The 16,003-nt window shown below is 60.5% G+C and carries 14 protein-coding genes; 11 read left to right on the plus strand and 3 right to left on the minus strand.

The genetic code is table 11. The annotated features are described in order from the left end of the window. Positions 1 to 32 precede the first annotated feature (32 nt). Complete coding sequence (locus NDJ82_RS00820) at positions 33 to 677, minus strand: GNAT family N-acetyltransferase (protein WP_250924774.1); 645 nt, start codon at positions 675 to 677, stop codon at positions 33 to 35. Positions 678 to 846: 169 nt separating this feature from the next. Between NDJ82_RS00820 and xthA the strand changes: the two genes are divergently transcribed. Then, the gene (xthA, locus tag NDJ82_RS00825; protein ID WP_250924775.1) at positions 847 to 1,665 is read left to right on the plus strand and encodes an exodeoxyribonuclease III; all 819 of its coding nucleotides are present in this window, start codon (positions 847 to 849) and stop codon (positions 1,663 to 1,665) included. Between the two features lie 191 nt (positions 1,666 to 1,856). Then, positions 1,857 to 3,191: a substrate-binding domain-containing protein gene (locus NDJ82_RS00830; protein ID WP_250924776.1), complete on the plus strand. Its 1,335-nt coding sequence runs from the start codon at positions 1,857 to 1,859 to the stop codon at positions 3,189 to 3,191. A 133-nt stretch (positions 3,192 to 3,324) separates the two neighbouring features. Here NDJ82_RS00830 and NDJ82_RS00835 read toward each other — a convergent pair whose 3' ends face one another. Further along, entirely contained in the window at positions 3,325 to 4,554 is a 1,230-nt protein-coding gene (locus NDJ82_RS00835; RefSeq protein WP_191946368.1) for an acyl-CoA dehydrogenase, read from the minus strand. 151 nt (positions 4,555 to 4,705) lie between these two features. Here NDJ82_RS00835 and NDJ82_RS00840 point away from each other — a divergent pair, with 151 nt between their 5' ends. The 7 genes from NDJ82_RS00840 (at position 4,706) to NDJ82_RS00870 (ending at position 13,256) form a co-directional block, all read left to right on the plus strand. Continuing rightward, positions 4,706 to 5,641 carry a LysR family transcriptional regulator gene (locus NDJ82_RS00840; RefSeq protein ID WP_250924777.1) on the plus strand — a complete coding sequence of 312 codons (936 nt, stop codon included), beginning with the start codon at positions 4,706 to 4,708 and terminating at the stop codon, positions 5,639 to 5,641. A 75-nt stretch (positions 5,642 to 5,716) separates the two neighbouring features. Beyond that, positions 5,717 to 6,109: a MerR family transcriptional regulator gene (locus NDJ82_RS00845; RefSeq protein WP_099586683.1), complete on the plus strand. Its 393-nt coding sequence runs from the start codon at positions 5,717 to 5,719 to the stop codon at positions 6,107 to 6,109. Positions 6,110 to 6,125: 16 nt separating this feature from the next. Next, on the plus strand, positions 6,126 to 7,025 hold the full coding sequence (locus tag NDJ82_RS00850) for a hydroxymethylglutaryl-CoA lyase (RefSeq protein ID WP_250924778.1): 900 nt from the start codon (positions 6,126 to 6,128) through the stop codon (positions 7,023 to 7,025). Between the two features lie 703 nt (positions 7,026 to 7,728). Next, positions 7,729 to 8,892, plus strand: coding sequence for an isovaleryl-CoA dehydrogenase (locus NDJ82_RS00855; protein ID WP_099586681.1), 1,164 nt, complete (start codon positions 7,729 to 7,731; stop codon positions 8,890 to 8,892). 12 nt (positions 8,893 to 8,904) lie between these two features. Then, positions 8,905 to 10,512, plus strand: a complete 1,608-nt coding sequence (locus tag NDJ82_RS00860) for a carboxyl transferase domain-containing protein (protein ID WP_158876769.1) — start codon at positions 8,905 to 8,907, stop codon at positions 10,510 to 10,512. Positions 10,513 to 10,527: 15 nt separating this feature from the next. Beyond that, positions 10,528 to 11,334, plus strand: a complete 807-nt coding sequence (locus NDJ82_RS00865) for a gamma-carboxygeranoyl-CoA hydratase (RefSeq protein ID WP_250924779.1) — start codon at positions 10,528 to 10,530, stop codon at positions 11,332 to 11,334. Then, the gene (locus NDJ82_RS00870; protein WP_250924780.1) at positions 11,331 to 13,256 is read left to right on the plus strand and encodes an acetyl/propionyl/methylcrotonyl-CoA carboxylase subunit alpha; all 1,926 of its coding nucleotides are present in this window, start codon (positions 11,331 to 11,333) and stop codon (positions 13,254 to 13,256) included. The genes NDJ82_RS00865 and NDJ82_RS00870 overlap by 4 nt, the downstream gene beginning before the upstream one ends. Here NDJ82_RS00870 and NDJ82_RS00875 read toward each other — a convergent pair. Continuing rightward, entirely contained in the window at positions 13,253 to 13,888 is a 636-nt protein-coding gene (locus tag NDJ82_RS00875) for a LexA family protein (protein WP_099586677.1), read from the minus strand. The genes NDJ82_RS00870 and NDJ82_RS00875 overlap by 4 nt on opposite strands. Positions 13,889 to 14,019: 131 nt before the next feature. On the opposite strand from NDJ82_RS00875, the gene NDJ82_RS00880 reads away from it, so the two are divergent. Together NDJ82_RS00880 and NDJ82_RS00885 are read left to right on the plus strand one after the other, a co-directional pair. Further along, positions 14,020 to 14,370 carry a DUF6124 family protein gene (locus tag NDJ82_RS00880; protein WP_112195994.1) on the plus strand — a complete coding sequence of 117 codons (351 nt, stop codon included), beginning with the start codon at positions 14,020 to 14,022 and terminating at the stop codon, positions 14,368 to 14,370. 466 nt (positions 14,371 to 14,836) lie between these two features. Further along, positions 14,837 to 15,988: a M14 family metallopeptidase gene (locus NDJ82_RS00885; protein WP_250924781.1), complete on the plus strand. Its 1,152-nt coding sequence runs from the start codon at positions 14,837 to 14,839 to the stop codon at positions 15,986 to 15,988. Positions 15,989 to 16,003: the final 15 nt, after the last annotated feature.

Genomic DNA, 16,003 nt, shown 5'->3' on the forward strand with positions numbered 1-16,003 from the left:
TTATAACCCGGATAATTCTGAAAAATTCTTGCCTAAGCCGTTGCAGCATGTAACGCCTGAGGATTGGGGTGAAAAAACACATGCTCCAGGATCGGGCCTACAGCGACCTCGCCGATTTCCTCGTAGCCCTGGCGTCTATAGAAATCCAGGTAGCGCGAGTTGCCTGTATCCAGCACCACACCGGACGAATGCGGGTCTTCGGCGCACCAGTTGTGCACCGCTTCCAGTAACTGTTCGCCGTAGTGTTTGCCCTGGAATTGCGGGTGAATACCCAACAGCGGCAGCACATGCACCGACTCGCTCGGCAGGCACGCCAGCACCGCGTGATGGTAATCCAGGTAACGCCGCGTACCGCGCACGCCGGTGCTCAGCCACATGCGCAGTTGCCAGGCCCAGCTCTCGGTGATGCCCAGGCGCCGTTGCGGCGGTGCAATCAGGGAGATGCCGATCAGCCGATCATTCACAAACAAACCAATCGCCGGAAGCTTCTGGAAAAAATGCTGCTTGACCAGCTCACGTACAGTGGCGCGCACACGCTGCTCATACCCTGGGCGTTCAGCTTCGAAGATGTAGGCAAACGTCGGCTCATGCCGATAGGCCTGGTACAGCAGGGAGCGGGCTTCGCGCGAATAGCCGCTGTTGAGGAGGCGAATTTCGCCAATGGCAGTGTCAGTCATACAGTCAATCTCCCTGGGCGCCATTCAATAGATGGCGTTCTTATGGGTACGAACCTACGCAGCACCAGTCGTTCCCAGACATTAGCAGTGCATCTGCCCTACCGCCACGCTGGCCCCCGTCCGACTTGTCGGCTAGCATCGCCCTTTTGCCAAGACTGGACTGCCGACCATGAAAATCGTCTCCTTCAATATCAACGGGCTGCGCGCCCGCCCCCATCAGCTGGCGGCGCTGATTGAAAAACACCAACCCGATGTGATCGGCCTGCAGGAAACCAAAGTCCACGATGACCAGTTTCCCCTGGCCGAAGTACAGGCTCTTGGCTATCACGTGTATTACCACGGGCAGAAAGGTCACTACGGTGTGGCCCTGCTCTCGCGTCAGCCGGCGTTGAGCCTTCACAAAGGTTTTGCCAGCGACGAGGAAGACGCCCAGCGCCGTTTTATCTGGGGCACCTTCGCCGATGAAAATGGCAACCCGGTGACCATCATGAACGGCTATTTCCCACAGGGCGAAAGCCGCGACCACCCGACCAAGTTCCCCGCCAAGCAACGCTTCTACGAAGACCTGCAACAGCTGCTGGAAAGCCAGTTCAGCAACGACCAGGCACTGGTGGTGATGGGCGACGTGAATATCTCCCCGCAAGACTGCGACATCGGCATCGGCGCCGACAACGCCAAACGCTGGCTGAAAACCGGCAAGTGCAGCTTCCTGCCCGAAGAACGCGAGTGGATGGCCCGCCTGAAAAACTGGGGCCTGGTGGACAGCTTCCGTCACCTCAACCCGGACGTGACCGACCGCTTCAGCTGGTTCGACTACCGCAGCCGTGGCTTTGAAGATGAGCCCAAGCGCGGCCTGCGCATTGACGTGATCATGGCCTCCAACGGCTTGCTGCCACGCGTCAAGGATGCGGGCGTGGACTACGATCTGCGCGGGCTGGAAAAGCCGTCGGACCATGCGCCGATCTGGTTGGAACTGAGCAGATCCTAAGGCGAATAAAAATCCAAATGTGGGAGGGGGCTTGCTCCCGATAGCGGTGTATCAGTGACAGATAAGCTGTCTGGCACACCGCCATCGGGGGCAACCCCCCCCACATTTTGCTCCGCGGCGCGTCAGTCATATTTATGCAACCTGCCTGTCTTAATCTCGCGGCACTCCCTTTGGCTTGAGAAGGTGCCGGCATGACGCTGCGCGTTCTGTTCCTGTTGTGTTGCGTGCTTTCCCTCCCTGCTGTGGCTGCTCCCCTCCCCGTGCCCGACCAAGGGCCGGCCTTGCGCATCCAGGGTTCCAACACCATTGGCGCGGCGCTGGCACCGGCGCTGGCCAAGGGTTTGATGGAATATCAAGGGTTGCAGGGCGTGCACATCGAACCCGGCGAAGGCGCCAACGAACAACGTGTGATCGGCAAGACGCGCCAGGGCAAGACCGTGACCATCGACGTCGCGGCCCACGGCTCCAGCACCGGTTTTGTCGCGTTGAAGAAAACCAGCGCCGACCTGGCCGCTTCCTCCCGCCCCATCAAGGACAGCGAACTGGTGGACCTTGAGCCTCTCGGCGACCTGAAGAGCGCCGAAGCCGAACAGGTGATCGCCATCGACGGCCTCGCCATCATCCTCAACCCGCAAAACCCGCTGAACACGTTGAACACCACACAACTGGCGCAGATTTTCAACGGTGAAATCAGCACCTGGGAGGCGCTGGGTGGCATCGGCGGCGCGATTCACATCTACGCCCGCGATGACCAGTCCGGCACCTACGACACGTTCAAGGAATTGGTCCTACGCCTGCGCGGCAAGCCCCTCGCCTCTTCGGCCCAGCGTTTCGAGTCCAGCGAGCAGTTGTCCGACGCGGTGAGCCAGGATCCCCAAGGCATTGGCTTTATTGGCCTGCCCTACGTGCGTCAGTCCAAGGCGGTGGCAATTGTGGATGGCGACTCGCAACCGATGTTGCCGCTCAACAGCCTGATCGCCACTGAGGACTACCCGCTGTCGCGCCGCTTGTTCTTTTACCTGCCGCCCTCGGGCCATCACCCGTGGGCCAAGGCGTTGGTGGACTTCGCCCAGAGCAGCAAAGGCCAGGCGATTGTGGCCGCCAGCGGGTTTATCGCGCAGCAGGTACAGGCCATGGCCGTGGAACCGCGCCCGACCATGCCCGATGACTATCAAGCCATCGCCCGGGATGCCCAGCGTTTGACGGTCAATTTTCGTTTCGAAGAAGGCAGCGCCAGCCTGGATAACAAGGCGCGCCAGGATGTGCAGCGGGTGGTGGCGTATCTCAAGGGCCACGAAAAGCTGGACAAGCAGGTGACACTGGTGGGGTTTGGCGACGCCAAGAATGACCCGCAGCGGGCGGCGCTACTGTCGAAACTGCGGGCGATGGCGGTGCGACGAGAGTTGGTCAGGAACGGCGTGGTGTTGCGCGATATCCGTGGGTTTGGCGCGCAGATGCCGGTGGCGGCGAATACGGCGGATGAGGGGCGGATCAAGAATCGGCGGGTGGAGGTGTGGGTGTACTGAGGGCTGCTGAATCTTCAGGGCCTGATCCGGCCTCATCGGGGGCAAGCCCCCTCCCACATTTGACCGCATTTCTATTGGAGATACGCGGTCACCTGTGGGAGGGGGCTTGCCCCCGATTGCAGGCGACGCGGTATTACTGTCCGCTGCGCATCATTTCCCGAGGCACATACTTGCCGATCTCAAACTTGCCGATCGCCGCGCGGTGTACTTCATCCGGGCCGTCGGCCAGGCGCAGGGTGCGTTGCATGGCATACATGTACGCCAGTGGGAAGTCATTGGACACCCCAGCACCACCATGGATCTGGATCGCGCGGTCGATCACCTTCAACGCCACGTTTGGCGCCACTACCTTGATTTGGGCGATCTCGCTTTTCGCCACTTTGTTGCCCGCAGTGTCCATCATGTACGCCGCTTTCAGGGTCAGCAGGCGCGCCATGTCGATCTCCATGCGTGAGTCGGCGATCTTGTCGATATTGCCGCCCAAACGGGCCAGCGGCTTGCCGAACGCGGTACGACTGACCGCGCGTTTGCACATCAATTCCAGCGCACGCTCGGCCATGCCGATGGAGCGCATGCAGTGGTGGATGCGGCCTGGGCCAAGGCGACCCTGGGCGATTTCAAAGCCGCGCCCTTCACCCAGCAATACGTTTTCATACGGCACACGTACGTTGTCGAACAGCACTTCGGCATGGCCGTGTGGCGCGTCGTCGTAGCCGAACACCGGCAGCGGACGCACGATTTTCACGCCGGGGGTGTCCACCGGTACCAGGATCATCGAGTGCTGCTGGTGACGCGGCGCGTCGGGGTTGCTCAGGCCCATGAAGATCAGGATCTTGCAGCGCGGGTCGCAGGCGCCGGAGGTCCACCACTTCTTGCCGTTGATCACCCACTCGTCGCCCTGGCGTTCGGCGCGGGCGGCCATGTTGGTGGCGTCCGAGGAGGCGACATCCGGTTCGGTCATGGCGAAGGCCGAGCGGATCTCGCCGCGCAGCAGCGGTTCAAGCCAGCGTTGCTTCTGCTCTTCGTTGGCGTAGCGCACCAGCACTTCCATATTGCCGGTGTCCGGCGCCGAGCAATTGAACGGCTCCGGGCCCAGCAGCGAGCGGCCCATGATTTCGGCGAGCGGCGCGTATTCGAGGTTGGTCAGGCCGGCGCCCAGTTCGGATTCGGGCAGGAACAGGTTCCACAGGCCTTCGGCCTTAGCCTTGGCTTTCAGCTCTTCCATGATGGCGGTGGGCTGCCAGCGGTCACCTTCGCTGACCTGGCGTTCGAACACCGGCTCAGCCGGGTAAACGTAAGCATCCATAAACGCGGTGACGCGTTCACGCAGTTCCTGAACCTTGGGCGAATAGGCGAAATCCATGAGCAGCTCCCTTCTTTGAGAGGTTGTTTAGGTCATGCAATCGATGCTAGAACAGCGTTGATAATTTACCTAGCCTATTCTCGGCGTGTATTAACATTCATCACCGATATATGATCGGCGTATGAACACCTAACAATAAGAGCGCAACGAAATGAATCTGAGCAAGGTCGACCTCAACCTCTTTATTGTCTTCGACGCGATCTACACCGAAGCCAACCTGACCCGCGCCGGGCAGATCGTGGGCATTACCCAGCCGGCCGTGTCCAACGCCCTGGCCCGACTGCGCGAGACCTTCAACGACCCGCTGTTTGTGCGCACCGCCCAAGGCATGGTACCCACGCCGATGGCCCAGAACATTATTGGCCCGGTGCGCAATGCGCTGTCATTGCTGCGGGTGTCGGTGCAGGAAAGCCGGATTTTCAACCCGCAGCAGGCCGCCAAGACTTACCGCATCAGCATGACCGACCTCACCGAGGCGGTGATTCTGCCGCTGCTGTTCCAGCGCCTGCGGCGCCTTGCGCCCACCGTCGTCATCGAGAGTTTCTTGTCCAAACGCCGCGAGACCACCAAGGAACTGGCCGCCGGGCGCCTGGACTTTGCCGTGGACGCGCCGCTCAACACAGACCCGCAAGTGCGCCACGTCAAGCTGATGGAAGATCGCTACGTATGCGCCATGCGCAAGGGCCATCCGATGGCGGGCAAGGACAAGCTGACCCTCGATGATTACCTGGGGCTGACCCATATCCACATCTCCAGCCGACGCAACGGCCTGGGCCATGTCGACCTGGCCTTGGGCAAGATGGGCGTGCAACGCAAGATCGCGCTGCGCTCCCAGCATTACCTGATGGCCTCCCAAGTGCTGCAACAGACCGACATGGTGATGACCGTGCCCGAGCGCTTCGCCAGGCGCCATGAGTTGCACTGGGTCAACCTGCCAGTCAATGACGTACCGCCGGTGGAAACCCACCTGTATTGGCACGAAAGCACCGATCAGGATCCCGCCAACCGCTGGATGCGTGAGCAGATGATCGAGTTGTGCCAACAGGTGACGGCTCATGAGAAGAAGTTGGATGGCAAGCAAGCTTGAGGATGGGTGGCGATTTGCTTGACGCTTACGTCAACCTGACAGTAGCTTAGCGCCAAGACTTTATTGAGCGCCGCCATGAGCACCACCTACAGCATCTCCGACCTCGCCCGCGAGCTGGACATCACCACCCGCGCCATTCGGTTCTACGAAGAACAAGGCCTGCTGGCCCCGGAACGCCGGGGCCAGGAGCGCATTTACTCGGCGCGGGACAAGGTCAGCCTCAAGCTGATCCTGCGTGGCAAACGCATCGGTTTTTCCCTGGCCGAATGCCGCGAACTGATCGAACTCTACGACCCCACCAGCGGCAATCACATCCAGCTCAACAGCATGCTGTCCAAAATCGCCGAGCGCCGTGAGCAGCTTGAGCAACAGTTGCTGGATATCGAACAGATGAAACTCGAACTGGACACCGCCGAAGAGCGCTGCACACAGGCCCTGGCAGACACCATGAGCCAGGTTGGCCATTGATCAGGAGGTAACTGCCATGTCTCTCCCTTCACACGTGCGCCTGGTCGAAGTCGGCCCACGCGACGGTTTGCAGAACGAAGCCCAGCCCATCAGCGTGGCCGACAAGGTGCAACTGGTCGACGCGCTCAGCGCCGCCGGCTTGAGTTATATCGAGGTCGGCAGTTTTGTGTCGCCCAAGTGGGTGCCGCAGATGGCCGGCTCTGCCGAGGTTTTCGCGCAGATCCAGCGCAAACCCGGTGTAACGTACGGCGCGCTGACCCCCAACCTGCGGGGTTTTGAAGATGCGCTGGCGGCTGGCGTGAAGGAAGTCGCGGTGTTTGCGGCGGCGTCCGAGGCGTTTTCCCAGCGCAACATCAATTGCTCCATCAGTGAAAGCCTGGAGCGGTTTGCCCCAATCATGACCGCGGCCAGGCAGCATGGCATGAGTGTGCGTGGTTATGTGTCCTGCGTGCTGGGCTGCCCGTACGAAGGCACGGTTGCCCCGGAACAGGTGGCCGCAGTGGCGCAAGAGTTGTACGAGATGGGCTGCTATGAAGTGTCCTTGGGCGACACCATCGGCACCGGCACTGCAGGCGCCACGCGACGGTTGTTCGAGGTGGTAGGTGCCAAGGTGCCAAGGGACAGGTTGGCGGGCCACTTCCACGACACCTACGGCCAGGCAGTTGCGAACCTCTACGCCAGCCTGCTGGAAGGGATCAGCGTGTTCGACAGCTCTATCGCGGGCCTCGGCGGGTGCCCTTACGCCAAGGGCGCCAGCGGTAACGTCGCCACCGAGGATGTGGTGTACCTGCTCGACGGGCTGGGGATCGACACCGGTATCGACCTGGAGGCCTTGATTCGTGCGGGGCTGCAAATCAGCAAAGTAGTAGGTCGCCCAACCGGTTCACGGGTGGCCAAGGCGCGGTTAGCCGGTTGAGTAGCGTAGCCGTGACAATGTGTTACCGCACGCCTACACATCGAGTAACACGGGAACATATTTTGTAGTGTTTACCGCCAGACATTTCCCACGAAAAAATCAAAACATTGATTTTAAAGGGATTTTTAAAGTTGGCACGGCTCCTGCTATCTCTATGGCATAACAAGAATAAAAAGCGCCAAACCTAATAAAAATAAGACGAAACGACTCTGACATAACAAAAACAACACGGCAGAGACGCAGCTAACAGATTTTTTTGGAGAAGATGTGCTTTGCAGGGTACGGCGTGCCGAAACCCGCAACCGGTTAGAGAAAAATAAAACTACCTCAGGTAGCTACCCACTGGTTGGATCGCGTGCGAAGAAGCAGATCAGCGCTCAAAAAAATACGTTTGCTCTTGACCCTGAATGGGGGTCGCAAAAAAACAGCGGTAAAGGGTAACGGTTGCCAAAAACAACAATAGACCGCCCCTCAATAATAAAAAAAGAGCACGTAACGACAAATTAAAGGGAACCTTCGGGTTCCCTTTGTGCTTTCTGCAGTTTCTTATCTGGCTGACTCACCCCTGTTGTTTTTTAGGTTGACGTATACGTAAACGACGATTGACAGCACCGCAACGCGAGCTTACGTTAACGTAAAGGTGAGCGCCCTTCCCTGGCGCGCCATCTACACAACAACAAAGCTCACATTAAGGTGCCTGTCCATGAGTTACCCGTCCCTGAACTTCGCCCTCGGTGAAACCATCGACATGCTGCGCGACCAGGTGCAGTCCTTCGTGGCCAAGGAGATCGCGCCCCGCGCGGCTCAGATCGACAGTGACAACCTGTTCCCCGCCGACCTGTGGCGCAAGTTCGGTGACATGGGCCTGCTGGGCATCACCGTCGCGGAAGAATACGGCGGTGCTGGCCTGGGTTACCTGGCCCACGTGGTGACCATGGAAGAGATCAGCCGTGGCTCGGCGTCAGTGGCGTTGTCCTACGGCGCCCACTCCAACCTGTGTGTGAACCAGATCAACCGCAACGGCAATCACGCACAGAAACTCAAGTACCTGCCGCAACTGATCAGCGGCGAACATGTCGGCGCCCTGGCCATGAGCGAGCCGAACGCCGGCTCCGATGTAGTCTCGATGAAACTGCGTGCCGACAAACACGGCGACCACTACGTGCTCAACGGCAGCAAGACCTGGATCACCAACGGTCCCGACGCCAGCACCTACGTGATCTATGCCAAGACCGACCTGGAAAAAGGTCCCCACGGCATCACCGCGTTTATCGTCGAGCGGGACTGGAAAGGCTTCAGCCGCAGCAGCAAGTTCGACAAGCTGGGCATGCGCGGCTCTAACACCTGCGAGCTGTTTTTCGATGACGTCGAAGTGCCCGAAGAAAATATCCTCGGCGTGCTCAACGGCGGCGTAAAAGTACTGATGAGCGGCCTCGACTACGAGCGTGTGGTGCTGTCCGGCGGCCCTACCGGGATCATGCAGGCCTGCATGGACCTGATCGTGCCCTACATCCACGACCGCAAGCAGTTCGGCCAGAGCATCGGCGAATTCCAGCTGATCCAGGGCAAGGTCGCCGACATGTACACCCAACTCAACGCCAGCCGCGCCTACCTCTACGCGGTGGCCCAGGCCTGCGAGCGTGGCGAGACCACGCGCAAGGACGCCGCCGGGGTGATCCTCTACAGCGCCGAACGCGCCACGCAAATGGCCCTGGACGCGATCCAGATTCTCGGCGGCAATGGCTACATCAATGAATTCCCTGCCGGGCGTCTGCTGCGTGACGCCAAGCTGTACGAAATCGGCGCCGGCACCAGTGAGATTCGACGGATGCTGATCGGTCGCGAACTCTTCAACGAAACCCGCTGAAGGAGCGCGCCCATGGCCACCCTGCATACCCTACTCAACCCCCGCTCGGCGGAATTTGCCGCCAACAGCGCAGCGATGCGCCAACAGGTCGACGCCCTGCACACCCTGCTCGCCCATGTGCAACAAGGTGGCGGCGCCAAGGCACAGGAGCGGCACACCTCACGCGGCAAATTGCTGCCCCGCGAGCGCATCAATCGCCTGCTCGATCCAGGTTCGCCGTTCCTTGAACTCAGCCAATTGGCCGCTCATCAGGTGTATGGCGAAGACGTGCCGGCGGCCGGGGTGATTGCCGGGATCGGCCGCGTGGAAGGTGTCGAATGCATGATCGTCGCCAACGATGCCACGGTGAAAGGCGGTTCCTATTATCCGCTGACGGTAAAGAAACACCTGCGCGCCCAGACCATCGCCGAGCAGAATCGCCTGCCGTGCATCTACCTGGTGGACTCGGGCGGCGCCAACCTGCCGCGTCAGGACGAAGTGTTTCCCGACCGCGAGCACTTCGGGCGGATCTTCTTCAACCAGGCCAACATGAGTGCCCAAGGCATCCCGCAGATCGCCGTGGTGATGGGCTCGTGCACCGCCGGTGGCGCCTACGTACCGGCCATGGCCGATGAGGCGATCATGGTGCGTCAGCAGGCCACCATCTTCCTCGCCGGCCCGCCGCTGGTGAAGGCGGCCACGGGTGAAGTGGTCAGCGCCGAAGACCTGGGCGGTGCCGATGTGCACTGCAAAATCTCCGGCGTGGCCGACCACTACGCCGACAGCGACGAACACGCCCTGGCCCTGGCCCGCCGCAGTGTGGCCAACCTCAATTGGCGCAAACAGGGCCAGTTGGTGCAGCGCGCACCGGTAGCCCCGTTGTACAGCGCCGATGAGCTGTACGGCGTGATCCCGGCCGATGCCAAGCAGCCGTTCGATGTGCGCGAAGTGATTGCGCGGCTGGTGGACGGTTCGGTGTTCGATGAATTCAAGGCGCTGTTCGGCACCACGCTGGTCTGCGGTTTTGCGCACTTGCACGGCTACCCGATTGCCATTCTGGCGAACAACGGGATTTTGTTCGCCGAAGCCGCGCAAAAAGGCGCGCACTTTATCGAGCTGGCTTGCCAGCGCGGGATTCCACTGTTGTTTTTGCAGAACATCACCGGGTTTATGGTTGGCCAGAAATACGAAGCCGGCGGTATCGCCAAGCACGGCGCCAAGCTGGTCACTGCCGTGGCCTGTGCCAAGGTGCCGAAGTTCACCGTGATCATCGGTGGCAGCTTCGGTGCCGGTAACTACGGCATGTGCGGCCGCGCTTACGACCCGCGCTTTTTGTGGATGTGGCCGAATGCGCGCATCGGCGTGATGGGCGCCGAACAGGCTGCGGGCGTGCTGGTGCAGGTCAAGCGCGAGCAGGCCGAGCGTGCGGGCAATGCGTTCAGCGCTGAGGAAGAGGCCGCGATCAAGCAGCCGATCCTCGATCAATACGAAACCCAGGGCCATCCCTACTACTCCAGCGCCCGCCTGTGGGACGACGGGGTCATCGACCCGCAGCAGACCCGCGAGGTACTGGCCCTTGCGCTGTCCGCCTCCTTGAACGCCCCTATCGAGCCGAGCCGCTTCGGCGTGTTCCGCATGTAATTGGAGCTGTACCCCATGAGCGATTTCAATACCCTCGAACTGATCACCGACAGCCGTGGTTTTGCCACGCTCTGGCTCAGTCGTGAAGCCAAGAACAATGCGTTCAACGCCGAAATGATCCGCGAACTGATCATTGCCCTCGACCACGTGCAAAGCGACCCAGCCCTGCGCTTTCTGGTGCTGCGCGGACGCGGCAAGCACTTCAGCGCCGGTGCGGATCTGGCCTGGATGCAGCAGTCGGCCGAGCTGGATTACCACACCAACCTGGACGACGCCCGCGAACTCGCCGAGCTGATGTACAACCTGGCCAAGCTGAAAATCCCGACCCTGGCGGTGGTGCAAGGCGCGGCCTACGGGGGGGCGCTGGGCTTGATCAGTTGCTGCGACATGGCGATAGGCGCCGACGATGCGCAGTTCTGCCTGTCGGAAGTGCGCATTGGCCTGGCACCGGCGGTGATCAGCCCGTTTGTAGTGCAGGCCATTGGCGAACGTGCGGCGCGGCGCTATGCCCTGACGGCCGAGCGCTTTGCTGGCCAACGTGCGCGGGAGATCGGTCTGCTGGCGGAAAGCTACCCTGCCGGTGAGCTGGATACCCAGGTGGAGCATTGGATCGCCAACCTGTTGCAAAACAGCCCGGCGGCGATGCGCGCCAGCAAAGACCTGCTGCGTGAAGTGGGCAACGGCGCCCTCACCCCGGCGCTGCGCCGCTACTGCGAAAATGCCATCGCACGGATTCGCGTCAGCGCCGAGGGCCAGGAAGGGTTGAGGGCGTTCCTGCAAAAAAGATCACCGAACTGGCAATCCCAGGAGCCGCGCTCATGAGCACTCTAACGACGCTGCTGGTGGCCAACCGGGGCGAAATCGCCTGCCGGGTGATGCGCACCGCCAAAGCCATGGGCCTGACCACGGTGGCCGTGCACAGCGCCATCGACCGCGATGCACGGCACAGTCGCGAGGCGGATATCCGCGTCGACCTGGGCGGCAGCAAGGCCACGGAAAGTTACCTGCAAACCGACAAGATCATCGCCGCCGCCCTCGCCAGCGGCGCCCAGGCGATTCATCCGGGTTATGGCTTTTTGTCGGAAAACGCCGGTTTCGCCCGAGCGATCGAAGCCGCCGGCCTGATCTTCCTCGGCCCGCCCGCCTCGGCCATCGACGCCATGGGCAGCAAATCCGCCGCCAAGGCACTGATGGAAACCGCGGGTGTGCCATTGGTGCCGGGTTATCACGGCGAAGCCCAGGACCTGGAGACCTTCCGCGCCGCCTGTGAACGTATTGGCTACCCGGTGCTGCTCAAAGCCACGGCGGGCGGTGGTGGCAAGGGCATGAAGGTGGTTGAGCACGTTGACCAACTCGCCGAAGCCCTGGCGTCGGCCCAGCGTGAAGCGCTGTCGTCGTTTGGCAATGGCCAGATGCTGGTGGAGAAATACCTGCTCAAGCCGCGCCATGTGGAGATCCAGGTATTTGCCGATCAGCAAGGGCATTGCCTGTACCTCAATGAGCGAGATTGCTCGATCCAGCGTCGGCACCAAAAAGTCGTCGAGGAAGCGCCAGCGCCGGGGCTGAGCGCTGAACAGCGCAGGGCCATGGGCGAAGCTGCCGTGCGTGCGGCACAGGCCATTGGCTACGTGGGCGCCGGTACCGTGGAGTTTTTGCTGGATGCGCGCGGCGAGTTCTTCTTTATGGAGATGAACACGCGGCTGCAGGTGGAACACCCGGTAACCGAGGCCATTACCGGCCTGGACCTGGTGGCCTGGCAGATTCGTGTAGCTCAGGGCGAAGCGCTGCCGATCACTCAGGAACAGGTGCCGCTGATCGGCCATGCAATTGAAGTGCGCTTGTATGCCGAAGACCCGGCCAATGATTTTCTGCCTGCCACCGGGCACCTGGCGCTCTACCGCGAATCTGCGTCAGGCCCGGGACGCCGGGTGGACAGCGGCGTCGAGCAAGGGGACCGTGTGTCGCCATTCTATGACCCAATGCTCGGCAAGCTGATTGCCTGGGGCGAGGACCGCGAGCAGGCACGTCTGCGCTTGCTGAGCATGCTTGATGAATTTGCCGTGGGTGGCCTGAAGACTAACCTGGGTTTCCTGCGGCGCATCATTGGCCATCCGGCATTTGCCGCAGCCGAGCTGGATACCGGGTTTATTCCGCGTTATCAGGAGCAATTGCTGCCGGTGCCTGGTGAGTTGAGCGACGAATTCTGGCAGGCGGCGGGTGCGGCCTTCATTCAGAGCTTGCCGGCGGGTGAAGGGCCTTGGGCTGACAGCCGTGGATTTCGTGCAGGCCTGCCCGCCAAAATTTCGCTGCATTTACGCTGCAACGAGCAGGATCGCCGGGTGACATTGGGTGAAGAGGCTCCGCGACTGCGTGGGGAACACCTGCTGATCGAATATCAAGGCGTGCGTCGCTCGCACCTGGCAGTACGCCGCGAGGGCAGCGTGTTCTTGCGTTGGGATGGCGAGATGCATGGCGTGAGCCTGTTCGACCCGATTGCCGCTGTGGAGGCGAACCCGTCTCACCAGGGCGGCCTCACGGCGCCGATGAACGGCAGCATCGTGCGGGTGCTGGTAGACGTTGGCCAGGCGGTTGAGTCCGGCACACAACTGGTGGTGCTCGAAGCGATGAAAATGGAACACAGCATCCGCGCCCCCCAGGCGGGAGTGGTCAAGGCGCTGTTCTGCCTGGAAGGCGAAATGGTTGCCGAAGGTTGCGTGCTGGTGGAACTCGACACCGCCGATTAGAACTTCGCCGTGGCCTGTACGACCACACCCAGGATGTGGCAATCGTCGGTGAACAGCCGTTTCGGATAGGTCGGGTTGAGCGGCACCAGATAGCGTTCGCCGCTTTCTTCCATCAACTGGCGAAAAGTTGCCTGTGGGCTGTCGGCCCATTGGGCAACCACCAGTTTGCCGGGTTCGGCAGCGATGGCTGGGTCCACCAGGATCAGCATGCCGGCGGCGATGCTCAGGCCACTGAGCGCTGTCATGGCGTCCCCCGTCACAGGGAGCCAGAAGGCGTTGCCGTGGGCGTGGTAGTCGGTCAATTCGAAGCGCACGGCGCCATAAGCGGGGCGCTCTTCGCGGACTTCGCACAGGCCCCTCCACTCGCCGACCGGGTAACGAAAATACGGGTTGTACTGTTTAGCCGGGATCAGCGCGTCGTCGGTTTTTTCACGCACCTCCTGCACCACTTCCAAGTCGCCCAGCCCGAGTTCTTCCAGGACCCGATTCATATCCGCCAGGCTCGGCACCCGGCGCTTGCTGAGCCAATGGCCCACACCGCCCTGGGACATGCCCAAGCGTTCAGCCAGCTCACTCTGTGTGACCTTGCGGTCTTTCATGTTGGCCTTGACCAACGCGATCCAATTATCCATGGCGCCAGACAATACGGCAGGTATTTTCCAGGGCAATAAACAGTTTGTAGTAATCCATAAAACGACATGAATACGATAAGTACTATCATCAGGCATAAGGTTTTCGCCCCCCACACAGAGTATCGCCCCTTATGACGACGAGCCCGTATCTACTGCCCGAAACACCTGAAAATGATGACGTGTACAACCTGCGCAGCAGCGGTGCAGCACAGCGTGCGCTGGACTTTTACTTGAAAGAAAATATGTCGGCACCAGCCCCGCAAGAGCGTTTTTTCGACATCAAGCCAGGCATCAGCCACGAAGAAGCCCTGGTGCACGCCTCAGACCTGTTGCGCAGCGCTGCTGCCACCGCCTATGAATCGGCGAGCAACCACCAGGGCAATCAGCGCGAACTGGCGTTTTCAGTGGTGTATTTGATTGATATGGCGAAGGCGATGGTGGAGCGATCGTTGCAAAGGCCAGAAGCCCGGGCGAACGGATAACAGGCGCGTAAGAAAAATATTTCTATCTCATGGATAAAAACATTTGACTTGCAAATGATAATGATTATTATTGGACCCAGCTGATCGCGAGATCAGTCGATAGACCAAGGGACCTTAGGTCGGACTCTTGGAATATCTCCTCATCAGGCTAATCACGGTTTTTGACCCGGCTCTTTGGCCGGGTCTTTTTTTTGCCAGTTTCCCTGGCATGGCTTCAGGCTAATGAAGACTGTGTGTTGCTTGATGGCGCGCATGGTAGCAAAAGACCATCGCCGAAAGAAAGTCAGTCGGGCGCTCTGGTTCACATCTCTGCGAAATAGCGCTTGAGAATCAATCTCATAGATTCTAACCTGCGGCTGCGTCATGGACGACGCCCCCCTCCTCCCTGCAACAATTTTGCATCCAGGCTTTACCGGACTCCTGTGTAATATAGCTGCCACAACACTCATATTCAGGCAGCCAGACTATGACCGTGGCCTTGACCTCCATCAAGATCAGCACCGACTTCGACAGTGGCAATATCCAGGTGCTCGACGCCAGCGATGCCTATCAGTTACTGCTGGCAATCAAACCCGACACGCAGAGCCATCATTTCCAATGGTTCCACTTCAAGGCCGAAGGCATGCACGTGGGCCACACCCACACGTTTCGCCTGAGCAACGCGGGAGGCTCCTCGTATAAGCATGCATGGAGCGGTTACAACGCTGTCGCGTCCTATGACCACATCAACTGGTTCCGAGTCCCCACGCGCTTTGACGGCGAGATCCTGCACATCAGCCTCGAAACCCGCGAGAAACACGCCTGGCTTGCCTACTTCGAACCCTACAGCCGCGCACGCCATGATTGGCTGATCGATCAGGCGCTGAAAGACGCAGGCACTCAACTGCTGGCCACCGGTAAAAGCGTCGAAGGCCGCGATATTCAGCTGCTGCGGCGCGGCAAAGGTGGCGAAGGCCGTCGCAACGTCTGGATCATCGCCCAGCAGCACCCCGGCGAACACATGGCCGAATGGTTTATGGAAGGCATCGTCGAGCGCCTGCAACAGGACGGCGATGCCGAGATGAAAAAACTCCTGGCCGCTGCCGACCTGTACCTGGTGCCGAATATGAACCCCGACGGCGCCTTCCACGGGCACTTGCGCACCAACGCCATGGGCCAGGACCTCAACCGTGCCTGGCAAAGCGCCAGCCAAGACAGAAGCCCGGAAGTGCTGTTTGTGCAGCAACAGATGGAACGCTACGGTGTCGACCTGTTCCTCGATATCCACGGCGACGAAGAAATCCCCTACGTGTTCACCGCCGCCTGCGAAGGCAACCCCGGCTATACGCCGCGCATCAAAGCGCTGGAAAATCGCTTCCGCAAGCACTTGAGTGGACTGACCCGCGACTTCCAGACCGTCCACGGCTACACCCGAGACTTGCCGGGCGAAGCCAATATGACCCTGGCCTGTAATGCCGTCGGCGAGAAGTACGACTGCCTGTCCCTGACCCTGGAAATGCCCTTCAAGGACAACGACGACAGCCCCAACCCGAAAACCGGTTGGTCGGGTGAGCGCTCCAGGCAACTGGGCAAGGATGTGCTGAGTACGGTGGCCGATATGGTCACGGCCCTGCGCTGACCATCCTGCCCAGCC

Source organism: Pseudomonas sp. SR18, from assembly GCF_023701505.1.
Lineage (GTDB): Bacteria > Pseudomonadota > Gammaproteobacteria > Pseudomonadales > Pseudomonadaceae > Aquipseudomonas > Aquipseudomonas cyclaminis.

Excerpts from the sequence above, each read along its gene's own strand:
- NDJ82_RS00820 (WP_250924774.1), bottom strand. The coding sequence starts at position 677 with ATGACTGACACTGCCATTGGCGAAATTCGCCTCCTCAACAGCGGCTAT.
- xthA (WP_250924775.1), top strand. The coding sequence starts at position 847 with ATGAAAATCGTCTCCTTCAATATCAACGGGCTGCGCGCCCGCCCCCAT.
- NDJ82_RS00830 (WP_250924776.1), top strand. The coding sequence starts at position 1,857 with ATGACGCTGCGCGTTCTGTTCCTGTTGTGTTGCGTGCTTTCCCTCCCT.
- NDJ82_RS00835 (WP_191946368.1), bottom strand. The coding sequence starts at position 4,554 with ATGGATTTCGCCTATTCGCCCAAGGTTCAGGAACTGCGTGAACGCGTC.
- NDJ82_RS00840 (WP_250924777.1), top strand. The coding sequence starts at position 4,706 with ATGAATCTGAGCAAGGTCGACCTCAACCTCTTTATTGTCTTCGACGCG.
- NDJ82_RS00845 (WP_099586683.1), top strand. The coding sequence starts at position 5,717 with ATGAGCACCACCTACAGCATCTCCGACCTCGCCCGCGAGCTGGACATC.
- NDJ82_RS00850 (WP_250924778.1), top strand. The coding sequence starts at position 6,126 with ATGTCTCTCCCTTCACACGTGCGCCTGGTCGAAGTCGGCCCACGCGAC.
- NDJ82_RS00855 (WP_099586681.1), top strand. The coding sequence starts at position 7,729 with ATGAGTTACCCGTCCCTGAACTTCGCCCTCGGTGAAACCATCGACATG.
- NDJ82_RS00860 (WP_158876769.1), top strand. The coding sequence starts at position 8,905 with ATGGCCACCCTGCATACCCTACTCAACCCCCGCTCGGCGGAATTTGCC.
- NDJ82_RS00865 (WP_250924779.1), top strand. The coding sequence starts at position 10,528 with ATGAGCGATTTCAATACCCTCGAACTGATCACCGACAGCCGTGGTTTT.
- NDJ82_RS00870 (WP_250924780.1), top strand. The coding sequence starts at position 11,331 with ATGAGCACTCTAACGACGCTGCTGGTGGCCAACCGGGGCGAAATCGCC.
- NDJ82_RS00875 (WP_099586677.1), bottom strand. The coding sequence starts at position 13,888 with ATGGATAATTGGATCGCGTTGGTCAAGGCCAACATGAAAGACCGCAAG.
- NDJ82_RS00880 (WP_112195994.1), top strand. The coding sequence starts at position 14,020 with ATGACGACGAGCCCGTATCTACTGCCCGAAACACCTGAAAATGATGAC.
- NDJ82_RS00885 (WP_250924781.1), top strand. The coding sequence starts at position 14,837 with ATGACCGTGGCCTTGACCTCCATCAAGATCAGCACCGACTTCGACAGT.